This window comes from Shewanella violacea DSS12 (assembly GCF_000091325.1).
Lineage (GTDB): Bacteria > Pseudomonadota > Gammaproteobacteria > Enterobacterales > Shewanellaceae > Shewanella > Shewanella violacea.
Map to the genome: position 1 here is coordinate 4768487 of NC_014012.1, position 13133 is coordinate 4781619.

Annotated in this window: 10 protein-coding genes, 4 tRNA genes and 2 rRNA genes; 1 reads left to right on the plus strand and 15 read right to left on the minus strand. The window is 45.3% G+C overall.

Annotated elements, in window-relative coordinates:
* Window positions 1-20 precede the first annotated feature (20 nt).
* The 10 genes from rplL to SVI_RS19770 form a co-directional block, all read right to left on the minus strand.
* The gene (rplL, locus tag SVI_RS19725; protein WP_013053426.1) at window positions 21-389 is read right to left on the minus strand and encodes a 50S ribosomal protein L7/L12; all 369 of its coding nucleotides are present in this window, start codon (window positions 387-389) and stop codon (window positions 21-23) included.
* A 46-nt stretch (window positions 390-435) separates the two neighbouring features.
* Window positions 436-936: a 50S ribosomal protein L10 gene (gene rplJ, locus SVI_RS19730; protein ID WP_013053427.1), complete on the minus strand. Its 501-nt coding sequence runs from the start codon at window positions 934-936 to the stop codon at window positions 436-438.
* A gap of 265 nt (window positions 937-1201) precedes the next feature.
* Window positions 1202-1903 (minus strand): 50S ribosomal protein L1, encoded by a 702-nt coding sequence (gene rplA, locus SVI_RS19735; RefSeq protein WP_013053428.1) that lies wholly within the window; start codon window positions 1901-1903, stop codon window positions 1202-1204.
* 4 nt (window positions 1904-1907) lie between these two features.
* Complete coding sequence (gene rplK / locus SVI_RS19740) at window positions 1908-2336, minus strand: 50S ribosomal protein L11 (RefSeq protein ID WP_013053429.1); 429 nt, start codon at window positions 2334-2336, stop codon at window positions 1908-1910.
* Window positions 2337-2456: 120 nt separating this feature from the next.
* Window positions 2457-3014: a transcription termination/antitermination protein NusG gene (gene nusG, locus SVI_RS19745; RefSeq protein ID WP_013053430.1), complete on the minus strand. Its 558-nt coding sequence runs from the start codon at window positions 3012-3014 to the stop codon at window positions 2457-2459.
* A 9-nt stretch (window positions 3015-3023) separates the two neighbouring features.
* Complete coding sequence (gene secE / locus SVI_RS19750) at window positions 3024-3395, minus strand: preprotein translocase subunit SecE (protein WP_013053431.1); 372 nt, start codon at window positions 3393-3395, stop codon at window positions 3024-3026.
* Between the two features lie 265 nt (window positions 3396-3660).
* Window positions 3661-4845 (minus strand): elongation factor Tu, encoded by a 1185-nt coding sequence (tuf, locus tag SVI_RS19755; protein ID WP_013053420.1) that lies wholly within the window; start codon window positions 4843-4845, stop codon window positions 3661-3663.
* Window positions 4846-5032: 187 nt separating this feature from the next.
* A tRNA-Gly gene (locus tag SVI_RS19760) sits at window positions 5033-5106 on the minus strand.
* A gap of 35 nt (window positions 5107-5141) precedes the next feature.
* A tRNA-Tyr gene (locus SVI_RS19765) sits at window positions 5142-5226 on the minus strand.
* 7 nt (window positions 5227-5233) lie between these two features.
* Window positions 5234-5309 (minus strand) — tRNA-Thr (locus tag SVI_RS19770).
* A gap of 232 nt (window positions 5310-5541) precedes the next feature.
* On the opposite strand from SVI_RS19770, the gene coaA reads away from it, so the two are divergent.
* Complete coding sequence (coaA, locus tag SVI_RS19775) at window positions 5542-6492, plus strand: type I pantothenate kinase (protein WP_013053432.1); 951 nt, start codon at window positions 5542-5544, stop codon at window positions 6490-6492.
* 14 nt (window positions 6493-6506) lie between these two features.
* Here coaA and birA read toward each other — a convergent pair whose 3' ends face one another.
* The 5 genes from birA to SVI_RS19800 form a co-directional block, all read right to left on the minus strand.
* On the minus strand, window positions 6507-7469 hold the full coding sequence (gene birA, locus SVI_RS19780) for a bifunctional biotin--[acetyl-CoA-carboxylase] ligase/biotin operon repressor BirA (protein ID WP_041420123.1): 963 nt from the start codon (window positions 7467-7469) through the stop codon (window positions 6507-6509).
* A complete protein-coding gene (murB, locus tag SVI_RS19785) occupies window positions 7462-8493 on the minus strand; it encodes a UDP-N-acetylmuramate dehydrogenase (RefSeq protein WP_013053434.1) in 1032 nt (343 codons plus the stop codon). The genes birA and murB overlap by 8 nt, the downstream gene beginning before the upstream one ends.
* 982 nt (window positions 8494-9475) lie before the next feature.
* A tRNA-Asp gene (locus SVI_RS19790) sits at window positions 9476-9552 on the minus strand.
* A 92-nt stretch (window positions 9553-9644) separates the two neighbouring features.
* Window positions 9645-9760, minus strand: a 5S ribosomal RNA gene (gene rrf, locus SVI_RS19795).
* A 158-nt stretch (window positions 9761-9918) separates the two neighbouring features.
* Window positions 9919-12823 (minus strand): 23S ribosomal RNA (locus tag SVI_RS19800).
* Window positions 12824-13133 lie beyond the last annotated feature (310 nt).

The window sequence follows — 13133 nt, forward strand, 5'->3', positions numbered from 1 at the left end:
CTTAGTAAGTTAAATTAAACTTACTTGATCTCTACAGAAGCACCAGCTTCTTCAAGAAGAGTCTTAAGTGCTTCAGCTTCTTCAGTTGAGATAGCTTCTTTAACAGCTACTGGAGATGCTTCAGCCATAGCTTTAGCTTCTTTCAGGCCAAGACCTGTAGCGCTACGAAGAGCTTTAATTACTTTAACTTTGTTCTCACCGAACGAAGTCATCATAACGTCAAATTCAGTCTGTGCTTCAGCAGCGCCGCCATCAGCAGCTCCGCCAGCAACAACTGCAGCAGCTGCAGATACGCCGAACTTCTCTTCCATTGACTCGATTAGTTCAACAACTTCCATTACAGACATTTCTGCAACAGCGTTTAAGATATCGTCTTTAGTGATAGACATAACAAAAAATTCCTATTGTTCTGAATTTAAGCGGCTAAGTTAATACTTAAGCAGCTTCTTCTTTTTGATCGCGAAGGGCAGCTAGTGTACGTACTAGCTTGCCAGCAGATGCTTCTTTCATTGTCATCATCAACTGAGCAATTGCTTCGTCGTATGTTGGCAGTTTCGCTAAGCGATCTATATCGGCTGCAGGGATTAATTCCCCTTCAAAGGCTGCTGCTTTGATTTCAAACTTCTCTTGCTGACCGGCGAAATCTTTAAGAAGACGCGCAGCTGCACCTGGGTGCTCGTTAGAGAAGGCAATCAAAGTAGGACCAGTAAACGTATCGCTAAGGCACTCAAAATCAGTACCTGCAACTGCGCGTTTAACTAGAGTGTTACGTACAACTTTAATGTACACTCCAGCTTCGCGAGCGGCTCTACGAAGACCAGTCATATCACCTACAGTTACGCCACGTGAATCAGCGACAACTGCAGATAAAGCACCTTTGGCAGCTTCGTTGACTTCAGCAACAATCGCTTTTTTGTCTTCGAGTCCTAATGCCATTGGCTTTACTCCTGGATTCAATCTAGGGAATTCCCTAGCAATTACCATACTAACCACGTATGTGATTAGTAACTTACGGTGCTAATCCAGTAGAACAAAATCTTTCTGGGGTTCGACACCGTCTACGTAGGAAATTAAGTCAGCCATTTGACCAACACCTACGGTCTTGGACGGAAGTCTAAGTTTTACCCAAACAAATGGCTAATTTATAGACCTCAACCCACAAGGTGCGCGCATTATAGACTAATACGCTAACCTTGTAAAATTACTTACCGTCGTCCAGAGTACTCTGGTCAACTGCAACACCTGCGCCCATAGTGGTCGAGATGCTGATTTTCTTAAGGAAGATACCTTTAGCTGCTGCTGGCTTAGCTTTCACTAGTGCCGCAACAAGTGCTTCTAAGTTTTCCTTTAGCTTAGCAGTTTCGAAATCCACTTTACCGATAGTAGTGTGGATAATACCGTTCTTATCTGTACGGTAACGAACCTGACCAGCTTTAGCATTCTTAACTGCTTCAGCAACATTTGGTGTTACTGTGCCAGTCTTAGGGTTAGGCATTAGACCACGTGGGCCTAAGATCTGACCTAGTTGACCAACAACACGCATTGCATCTGGAGAAGCAATAACAACGTCGAAGTTCATTTCGCCAGCTTTAACTTGTGCAGCAAGCTCGTCCATACCGACTAGCTCAGCACCAGCAGCTAGAGCAGCTTCTGCATTAGCGCCTTGTGTGAACACGGCAACACGAACGTCACGACCAGTTCCGTTTGGCAACACAGTTGCTCCACGAACGTTTTGGTCAGATTTACGTGGGTCTACACCAAGGTTTACAGCAACATCAACACTCTCAACGAACTTAGCAGTAGCTAGTTCTTTAAGAAGCTCAACAGCCTCATTGATGTCGTAGTTTTTAGTTACTTCTACTTTTTCGCGTATTATGCGAGCGCGCTTAGTTAGTTTTGCCATTTTCTTAGTCCTCTACTACCAAACCCATTGAACGAGCAGTACCTTCAATTGTGCGAGTCATCGCTTCAATATCAGAGCCAGTCATATCAGCAGCTTTTGTCTCAGCAATTTCCTGGACAGCGCTTCGCTTGATAGTTCCCACTTTTTCAGTGTTAGGACGACCAGAACCAGACTTCAGACCAGCTGCTTTAAGCAGTAGGAAAGATGCAGGCGGTGTCTTAGTTTCGAAAGTGAAAGAACGGTCTGTATAGACAGTGATTACGACTGGAATTGGCATGCCTTTCTCGAACTTTTCAGTACGAGCATTGAATGCTTTACAGAATTCCATGATGTTAACACCTTTCTGACCTAGAGCAGGTCCGACTGGTGGCGACGGGTTTGCAGCGCCAGCTGCGACTTGTAGCTTGATGTAACCATCAACTTTCTTAGCCATGAGTATTTCCTCAATTTGGGTTCAAACGCCACTAACAAAATGTCAGCAAGCTCCCCGAAAAACAATGGGTGCGGATTTTATAACAAATCCGCACCCATTCCAAATAAAATTGGCGTTTAATTAAATAAGGGTGTTTGCGATCTGACTAAAGTCTACCTCGAGTGGGGTTGAACGGCCGAAAATCATCACAGAAACCTTGACGCGGTTCTTTTCATAATCCACTTGTTCAACAGCACCCCTAAAGTCAGCAAACGGACCATCGGCAACACTAACCACTTCACCAGGTTCAAACATAACGCGATGTGTTGGAGACTCGGTATTTTCCTGTAGACGCTGTAGGATTCTGTCAGCTTCTACGTTAGAAATTGGAGCTGGACGATCCGAAGTACCACCAATGAAGCCCATCACACGAGGGATGCTCTTCACCAAATGCCAACTTTCATCGTTCATTTCCATCTGGACAAGTACATACCCAGGGAAGAACTTACGCTCACTCTTGCGGCGCTGGCCGGCTCTCATCTCGACAACTTCTTCAGTTGGGACAAGAATTTCACCAAAGTAGTGTTCCATCTTATACATCTGAATATATTCATTCAGAGTTTTAAGCACACGGCCTTCATAACCAGAAAAGGCCTGGACCACATACCATCTTTTTTTAGCTTCAGTTGCTTCAGTCATTCGAAGTGCCTATACGCCTGTAATAAAATTGACAATTCTCAGCAATACTGCGTCCATACCCCAAAGGATCAACGCAAGAACACCGGTCGCGGCTAATACAACAAACGTTGTATTTAGCGCTTCTTGACGCGTAGGCCAAACTACCTTACGTACTTCTATTTGTGCTTCACGAGCAAAGACTAGCGCTTGCTTGCCTTTCTCAGTTTGCATTGCAATAAATCCTGCTACAGCGAAAGCTGCAACAACACTAATTGCACGTACTAATACACTGGCTTCGCTATACATCTGATTGCCGACAATAGCTGTTGCCAACAAGATAACGACTAGAGCCCACTTTACGATATCCAGAGAGTTACCCTGGCTTTCAGTATTTGTTGTCATCGGTTAATTCCGTTACTCACTACGCCCTAAGGTGGTATTAGGTTGATAGAACTTTAATAAAACACTATCAAACCACTAAATTCCGAGCTTGGTAATCTCAATGCGCTTAATACTAAGCCCAAAGGGTCAAAAATCGGTCATAGATTGTATTCTTATTCTGACTAGTAAGCAAGAATACAAGCCAGCTTGGGACGAGTAAAATTCAAAATAACAAAAAAGGAAGCCGAAGCTTCCTTTTCTTAGTGTCTTGCAAGATTAGTCGCTATTAAGCGAGGATCTTAGCTACAACACCAGCACCAACAGTACGGCCACCTTCACGGATAGCGAAGCGTAAACCTTCGTCCATCGCGATTGGAGCAATCAGAGTAACTACCATCTGAACGTTGTCACCAGGCATTACCATCTCAACGCCTTCTGGCAATTCGATAGTACCAGTCACATCCGTAGTACGGAAGAAGAACTGTGGACGGTAACCTTTGAAGAATGGAGTGTGACGTCCGCCTTCTTCTTTTGACAGAACGTAGATTTCTGATTCAAAAGTAGTGTGTGGAGTAATTGAAGCTGGAGCAGCAAGAACCTGACCACGTTCAACATCTTCACGCTTAATACCACGTAGAAGTACACCACAGTTCTCGCCTGCACGACCTTCGTCAAGCAGTTTACGGAACATTTCAACACCAGTACAAGTTGACTTGGTAGTATCTTTGATACCAACAATTTCAACTTCTTCACCGACCTTGATGATACCGCGCTCTACACGACCGGTAACAACTGTACCACGGCCTGAGATAGAGAACACATCTTCGATTGGAAGAAGGAATGCGCCATCGATAGCACGCTCTGGCTCTGGGATATAAGTATCCAAAGCTTCAGCAAGTTCGATAATCTTAGCTTCCCATTCAGCTTCGCCTTCAAGGGCTTTAAGTGCTGAACCTTGGATAACTGGAAGGTCATCACCTGGGAAGTCATATTCAGAAAGAAGTTCACGAACTTCCATTTCTACTAGCTCAAGAAGCTCTTCGTCATCTACCATGTCACATTTGTTCATGAATACGATGATGAAAGGTACGCCAACCTGACGAGAAAGCAGGATGTGCTCACGAGTCTGTGGCATTGGGCCGTCTGTAGAAGCAACTACTAGAATCGCGCCGTCCATTTGAGCAGCACCAGTGATCATGTTCTTAACATAATCGGCGTGACCAGGACAATCTACGTGTGCGTAGTGGCGTGCAGGAGTGTCATATTCGATGTGAGAGGTATTAATTGTAATACCGCGCTCACGCTCTTCAGGAGCGTTATCGATCTGTGAGAAATCTTTAACATCACCACCATAAGTCTTTGCCAAAACAGCAGATATAGCAGCAGTTAGAGTAGTCTTACCATGGTCAACGTGACCGATGGTACCCACGTTTACGTGAGGTTTATTACGTTCAAATTTTTCTTTAGCCATGGTATTGCCCCAATAAGATATCTTGGTGATGAAACCGACATATACAAAAAATTCGATGCATATAATGTCATCGAATCAGTTAAGTTTAATATAGGATATTTGAAGAAGGTTGGCGCTGACGGCAGTGTCTTAAAAACCTTACCCTGTAGAGGGCGTGCTCTTAAGGGTGAGCACATCAGCGAAAAATTGGAGCGGATGGCGGGAATCGAACCCGCGTTATCAGCTTGGAAGGCTGGAGTAATACCATTATACGACATCCGCGCAACCTACTTCAGGTTACCTAACTACCTAGAAAATGGTGGAGGGAGAAGGATTCGAACCTTCGAAGGCTGAGCCGTCAGATTTACAGTCTGATCCCTTTGGCCACTCGGGAACCCCTCCAGGGAAATGGTGCCGGCACCAAGAGTCGAACTCGGGACCTACTGATTACAAGTCAGTTGCTCTACCAACTGAGCTATGCCGGCGTGTCATTTCGGTAGCGGATATTATTGAAAAGTGGCCGAGAGTGCAATAGCTTTTTATAAAAAAAACCAAAATAAGTGCTGAACGTTGATTTTTCATCCACAAAATTCATATTTAGTTGATTTTTTGGACATCCCGTTAGTCAGTGGTCAAAGTGCAAGCATCTTAGGTGGCTTTGATATTGTTCATCTTAAACTGTTAGTGTACTGTTCCTCCCTCAAAGGGAGATAAGCAATGACAACAGAAAATAAAATTCATAATGCACTGTATCTTGCATTCCAAAGATCTCAGTGGGCCGAATTACGTGAATCGGTCCCCTTGACACTTGTTGAATCTGAGCTCAATAAACTGCGCGGCATAAATGAGCAGCTATCTCTGACCGAAGTCACCGATATTTATCTTCCTTTGAGTCGACTGCTTAACCTCATTATCGGTGCTAAGCAGAAAAGAGGCCTGGTACTCAGTAAATTCTTAGGAAGGAATCCTCCCAAACGCCCCTATATTATTAGTATTGCAGGCAGTGTTGCCGTAGGTAAGAGCACAACGGCTAGAATTCTTCAGGCACTGTTAAGCCAATGGTCCGAGCATCCTAAAGTTGATCTTGTCACTACCGATGGGTTTCTTTATCCTCTGGCAGAGCTTAAACGTCGCGGCCTGCTCCAGCGAAAAGGTTTCCCTGAAAGCTATGATATGAAAATGCTGGTTAAGTTCATTTCTCAAATCAAAGCCGGTGAGCCTCAAGTTAAGGCTCCTATCTATTCTCATTTAAGCTATGACCGCATAATGGACAAGCAGCAGGTAATACAACAACCAGACATACTTATTATCGAAGGGCTGAATGTACTACAAACGGGTCAGGATGCAGCTGTTGGCATACAGCAACCCTTCGTTTCCGATTTTGTCGATTTCTCAATTTATGTCGATGCCGAGGAGAAATTACTGAAAAAATGGTATGTAGATAGGTTTCTGCAATTTAGAGGAGGAGCCTTTAGCGATGAAAAGTCTTACTTCCACCACTATTCAAAGCTGGGCGATGATGAAGCGACTAGCGTAGCGTCTAACATCTGGGATAGCATCAATGGCCCAAACCTTAAATTAAATATTGAACCCACCAGAGATCGTGCTCATCTTATTCTGCAGAAAGGCAAAGATCATCTGATGAGTCAGGTCCTATTACGTAAATAGTCCCCTTAGAAGCACTAGCTCGTGCTTCTAAGACTGATTTCGCCACCTACGAATGTTTTTATGCCTTCATCTGTTTCAAGCAAAATAGCACCAGATTCATCGATTCCTCTACAGATACCATCGATCTGGTTGTCGCCCATCAAGAGCTTTACTTGCTTACCCAAGAAAACATCCACTTGCTGCCAACGGTCTAAGAAGGCAGTTAACCCTTGCAGCTCAAAAGTAGAAAAGTCTTGATGTAACTGTTTCTGTAGTGCTATTGCCAGTTCAGTTTTACCCGGACAAGAAGGATTTGCAGAAAGATCACTCCAAGCCTGATCAATTTTATCCCCTTGAGACTGAGACATGGAGATATTGATACCAATCCCCACAACCAGATGGCATTCACTGTCGGCTTGACCGCTCATCTCGATCAAAACTCCAGCCAGTTTCTTGTTATTCAAATAGATATCGTTTGGCCATTTAACCCCTAAATCTTCGATACCAAAATTTTGCAGCACCTTGACCAGTGAGCAAGCCACAACCAGACTGAGCCCTGACGCCTGAGCCATCCCCTGTTCCAACTTCCAATACATGGAGCAGTAAAGATGACATCCATAGGGTGATACCCAGCTACGGCCACGGCGCCCTCGACCTGCGGACTGATACTCAGCTATACAGATATCCCCAGAGGCTAATTCATTAACATGTTTCAAAAGAAAGGCGTTAGTGCTTGGCAATTCATTGAAATAGAAGCATCTATTATTAAGTGAGCGAGTCAATTGATCTTCATCGATCAAAGAAACCGGATTAGCTAACTTATATCCCTTACCTTTAACACTGAATATCTCGACACCATAGTCTTCAAGCGAGTCTATATGCTTGCTGATTGCGGTTCTGGATATACCAGCTTGTTTAGCCAGCTCTTCACCAGAAACAAACTGCTCACCAGATAATGCGTTCAATATTTCTCTCTTACGTCCCCACTGTTCAATCATCTGCTAATTCCCTTTCACCGTTGGCGCCAATAATTCTTGGCTCTGCTTCTAATTCAATGCCATACCGCCCTGCTACCGCTCTAATTACTTGCCGCGCTAACTGAGTGACATCTTTTCCCCTTGCTTGGCCCATATTAACCAAAACTAATGCCTGCTGCTCATGGACTGCCGCATCTCCAACCTTAAGGCACTTTAACCCTGCCCTGTCGATTAGCCAGCCTGCAGCCAATTTAATCGAATCATCATCCATAGGGTATCCAACTATGCCAGGATGATTTTCAACTAGGGAATCAAATACTGCACGTGAAACGATCGGGTTCTTAAAGAAACTCCCAGCATTACCCAGTACATCAGGATTAGGAAGTTTAGTATTTCGCATATTACAGATACAATCGAATATCTGTTTAGCCGTCACACTTCCTTTCTCAAACGCCCTCAGTGGCCCATAAGATATTACAGGCTGCCATTGTTTACTTAGCTTGAGTCCAACCCCTGTGATCACTGCACAGGTGAGCAGATCCCCTTTAAAAATTGAATCTCTATATTTAAAGAGACACTCTTGGGCAGTTAAACGTTTCAAGCCTCCTGTTCTCAGGTCAAGATACTCTACCCAATCACATAACTGCATCAGCTCTACACCATAGGCACCAATATTCTGAATTGGAGCCGCGCCAACCGTTCCAGGTATCAAGGCTAAATTCTCGAGACCAGATATAGACATTGAAAGAGTTGTCACGACTAACTCGTGCCAGTTTTCACCCGCAGCTACGCTAAGATAATGATATTCATCATCCTCGGAAAACTCTACCCCCTTAGTCTCTACATGAACAACTGTACCTAGATAGTCTTCTGTCAGTACAATATTACTCCCCCCTCCGAGCACCAAAAAATCTTGGTCACCTCGATAGAGCTCCAGACAAGTAGAAATCAACTTAGCTTTAGATTCCGCATGGATCAGCTCGGCACAGCTGTGGTCTATTTGAAAGGTATTGTAGGATTTTAATGAATAAGGTACTGCAGACATAGATAGAAACTTTTAGAGAGCATTAAAGCGGCATTGTAGCGTATTTAGCTAGTAGAAAGAATTAGCTCGGCATTACAGCAGGATTTATGAACTGAATTTAACTTAAAGAATATCCCTCTGATAGAAATAAGGCCATTCGTCGTGTGCTGACTGGTTAATATCACTCAGTTAGAACTCATGAAAGACAGGTGTTATTTTCATGCCGCACCATAAGCTTGCAAACGAGAGGCAGGGACTGCCGAACTGGCTTGTGTACACGGATGTATTTAGCCGAACAGGGCTTTTAAGCATGGATACTGTTTGACTATCTCTTATTAAAAAACTAACTCGCGACATATATAATCACCAAAATTCAGACACGAAAAAGCCCTAACACTCCTTGTTTATAAGAAGTGTTAGGGCTTATCGTAATGTTGGCGAAGCGGACTAGCACTTTGTTAAAAGACGAACCCACGTCCCCCGGCGTAACAGGCCGCTCTCCGTTTAATAAAGAGGCTAATATCTCCATGGACGGAGTGTATGCCAGAACAATGTCTGGAACACTTGCGTTAAACCAAGAGTGGCACAAGTGAACTGCGAAGTGCATGGAAGCACAAATGTCATGAAGATTGACGCAAAGGACATGGATGGTCGAGAGTGACCGCTCTTTTAGCAAATTTCATTTGAAGAATGCTGAATGTTTTTCGTCGTTTCTACTCAAAAAGTGAACACGAAAAAGCCCTAACACTCTTTTTTTATAAGAAGTGTTAGGGCTTATCGTAATTTTTGTGGGCGAGTGTGGCGTCAGGCACAAGCTTTCGAGCGCGTAGCTGGGGCGGACTATCTCTTTTTAAAAGATGAACCCGCGCCCCCCGGCGTGACAGGCCGCTTTCTATTCAAAAGAAGCTAACCAACTGAGCTACCACTCTGTTTTTATCTTTTTTCTACTCAAAATTCAGACACGAAAAAGCCCTAACATTGCTGTTAGGGCTTATCGTAATGTTGGCGGAGCGGACGGGACTCGAACCCGCGACCCCCGGCGTGACAGGCCGGTATTCTAACCAACTGAACTACCGCTCCTTTAGCAAAGTGCTTACGCATATTGCTAAATTCTTTTATCGTCGCTAACTTGTCAGGGTTAGGAGACGTGCTCTTACGAGCATATGTTAGGCGCCTGGAAATGACCTACTCTCACATGGGGAGACCCCACACTACCATCGGCGCGATTGCGTTTCACTTCTGAGTTCGAGATGGGTTCAGGTGGTGCCACAATGCTATGGTTTCCAGACTAATTTGGTAAATTTGAAAAGCTGGCTATTCAGAATCTTTTAAAATCTTCTAAATAGCTTTAAATAAAAGTAATAATTGGTTCGACTTAAATCAAGTTCGTATTCTTTTGTGCTTGTAAAGTAATCATCATTAACGCTACAAACCCATCTGGGTTGTATGGTTAAGCCTCACGAGTCATTAGTACAGGTTAGCTCAACGCCTCACAACGCTTACACACCCTGCCTATCAACGTCCTAGTCTCGAACGGCTCTTTAGAGGAATTAAATTCCTAGGGATGACTCATCTTAGGACTCGCTTCCCGCTTAGATGCTTTCAGCGGTTATCGATTCCGAACGTAGCTACCGGGCAATGCTATTGGCATAACAACCCGAACACCAGCGGTTCGTCCACTCCGGTCCTCTCGTACTAGGAGCAGCTTCCTTCAATCATCCAACGCCCACGGCAGATAGGGACCGAACTGTCTCACGACGTTCTGAACCCAGCTCGCGTACCACTTTAAATGGCGAACAGCCATACCCTTGGGACCGACTTCAGCCCCAGGATGTGATGAGCCGACATCGAGGTGCCAAACACCGCCGTCGATATGAACTCTTGGGCGGTATCAGCCTGTTATCCCCGGCGTACCTTTTATCCGTTGAGCGATGGCCCTTCCATACAGAACCACCGGATCACTATGACCTACTTTCGTACCTGCTCGACGTGTATGTCTCGCAGTTAAGCTGGCTTATGCCATTGCACTAACCGTACGATGTCCGACCGTACTTAGCCAACCTTCGTGCTCCTCCGTTACTCTTTGGGAGGAGACCGCCCCAGTCAAACTACCCACCAGACACTGTCCTCAACCCCGATTCAGGGGCCTAAGTTAGAACATCAAAACTACAAGGGTGGTATTTCAAGGTTGACTCCACAAAAACTAGCGTCTCTGCTTCAAAGTCTCCCACCTATCCTACACATGTAGGTTCAATGTTCAGTGCCAAGCTATAGTAAAGGTGCACGGGGTCTTTCCGTCTAGCCGCGGGTATACGGCATCTTCACCGCAATTTCAACTTCACTGAGTCTCGGCTGGAGACAGCGTGGCCATCATTACGCCATTCGTGCAGGTCGGAACTTACCCGACAAGGAATTTCGCTACCTTAGGACCGTTATAGTTACGGCCGCCGTTTACCGGGGCTTCGATCATGAGCTTCTCCGAAGATAACCCAATCAATTAACCTTCCGGCACCGGGCAGGCGTCATACCGTATACTTCCTCTTGCGAGTTTGCACAGTACTGTGTTTTTGATAAACAGTTGCAGCCACCTGGTATCTGCGACTCCCGGCAGCTTAGAGAGCAAGTCTCATCACCGCTGGGAGCGTACCTTCTCCCGAAGTTACGGTACCATTTTGCCTAGTTCCTTCAGCCGAGTTCTCTCAAGCGCCTTGGTATTCTCTACCCAACCACCTGTGTCGGTTTGGGGTACGATTCCTACTAACCTGAAGCTTAGAAGATTTTCCTGGAAGCATGGCATCAACTACTTCATCACCTTAGTGACTCGTCATCAGTCCTCAGTCTTGCAATTTAATGCGTATTCCCGGATTTGCCTAAGAATACAACCTACAACCTTAAACGCGGACAACCAACGCCGCGCTAGCCTAGCCTTCTCCGTCTCTCCATCGCAGTTAGTAGAAGTACAGGAATATTAACCTGTTTCCCATCGATTACGCCTTTCGGCCTCACCTTAGGGGTCGACTTACCCTGCCCTGATTAACATTGGACAGGAAACCTTGGTCTTTCGGCGAGGGAGTTTTTCACTCCCTTTATCGTTACTCATGTCAGCATTCGCACTTCTGATACCTCCAGGATGGGTTACCCCTTTCCCTTCAACGGCTTACAGAACGCTCCTCTACCGCTTGCTAGTAAACTAGCAAACCCATAGCTTCGGTGTATTGCTTAGCCCCGTTAAATCTTCCGCGCAGGCCGACTCGACTAGTGAGCTATTACGCTTTCTTTAAAAGATGGCTGCTTCTAAGCCAACTTCCTAGCTGTCTAAGCCTTCCCACATCGTTTCCCACTTAGCAATAACTTTGGGACCTTAGCTGATGGTCTGGGTTGTTTCCCTTTTCACGACGGACGTTAGCACCCGCCGTGTGTCTCCCGAGTAGTACTCATTGGTATTCGGAGTTTGCAAAGGGTTGGTAAGTCGGGATGACCCCCTAGCCTTAACAGTGCTCTACCCCCAATGGTATTCGCTCGAGGCGCTACCTAAATAGCTTTCGAGGAGAACCAGATATCTCCCGGTTTGATTGGCCTTTCACCCCCATCCACAAGTCATCCGCTCATTTTTCAACATAAGTCGGTTCGGTCCTCCAGTTGATGTTACTCAACCTTCAACCTGCCCATGGATAGATCACCGGGTTTCGGGTCTACACCTTGCAACTAAACGCGCAGTTAACACTCGGTTTCCCTACGGCTCCGCTATTCGCTTAACCTCGCTACAAAATGTAAGTCGCTGACCCATTATACAAAAGGTACGCAGTCACGGTCTCAAGAACCGCTCCCACTGCTTGTACGTATACGGTTTCAGGTTCTATTTCACTCCCCTCACAGGGGTTCTTTTCGCCTTTCCCTCACGGTACTGGTTCACTATCGGTCAGTCAGGAGTATTTAGCCTTGGAGGATGGTCCCCCCATGTTCAGACAAGATGTCACGTGTCCCGTCCTACTCGTTTTCATCTATGGTTAGTTTTCATGTACGGGGCTATCACCCTGTGCCGCTGAGCTTTCCAACTCATTCCACTAACACCCCATAGACTTAAGGGCTAATCCCCGTTCGCTCGCCGCTACTAGGGGAATCTCGGTTGATTTCTTTTCCTCCGGGTACTTAGATGTTTCAGTTCCCCGGGTTTGCCTCACATACCTATGTATTCAGTATGTGATACTCACTTATGTGAGTGGGTTTCCCCATTCGGATATCGTTAGCTCAAATGCTTGTTACTAGCTCGCCAACGCTTTTCGCAAGTTACTACGTCCTTCATCGCCTCTGACTGCCAAGGCATCCACCGTATACGCTTAGTCACTTAACCATACAACCCACATAGGTCTAGTTCGCTTGCTATTCAAGTCACTGTCTTTATTGTGAATCTCACTCGTCGGTTATGTAGCAAGCTACACGCCCTTCTCGTTCAAATCACCGCTTCGACATTAACATGACTAACTGCGCGTTAAACTTTGCTGTCATTCTCAGATTTCTCTTCGAACAACGACAGTTGTATCGCAACTAATGGTGTTTACTTTCGCCAAAAGAATACTCTTGAAGCACTTTCCTAACTAAAGGTCTATGCTTCGGCACTTGATTTAAGTGTTTGAGAACTCAATTATTTATTTATTTTTCGC

Coding starts and splice junctions, on each gene's coding strand:
- coaA (WP_013053432.1), top strand. CDS start 5,542: ATGACAACAGAAAATAAAATTCATAATGCACTGTATCTTGCATTCCAA.
- rplA (WP_013053428.1), bottom strand. CDS start 1,903: ATGGCAAAACTAACTAAGCGCGCTCGCATAATACGCGAAAAAGTAGAA.
- birA (WP_041420123.1), bottom strand. CDS start 7,469: ATGATTGAACAGTGGGGACGTAAGAGAGAAATATTGAACGCATTATCT.
- rplK (WP_013053429.1), bottom strand. CDS start 2,336: ATGGCTAAGAAAGTTGATGGTTACATCAAGCTACAAGTCGCAGCTGGC.
- nusG (WP_013053430.1), bottom strand. CDS start 3,014: ATGACTGAAGCAACTGAAGCTAAAAAAAGATGGTATGTGGTCCAGGCC.
- secE (WP_013053431.1), bottom strand. CDS start 3,395: ATGACAACAAATACTGAAAGCCAGGGTAACTCTCTGGATATCGTAAAG.
- rplJ (WP_013053427.1), bottom strand. CDS start 936: ATGGCATTAGGACTCGAAGACAAAAAAGCGATTGTTGCTGAAGTCAAC.
- murB (WP_013053434.1), bottom strand. CDS start 8,493: ATGTCTGCAGTACCTTATTCATTAAAATCCTACAATACCTTTCAAATA.
- tuf (WP_013053420.1), bottom strand. CDS start 4,845: ATGGCTAAAGAAAAATTTGAACGTAATAAACCTCACGTAAACGTGGGT.
- rplL (WP_013053426.1), bottom strand. CDS start 389: ATGTCTATCACTAAAGACGATATCTTAAACGCTGTTGCAGAAATGTCT.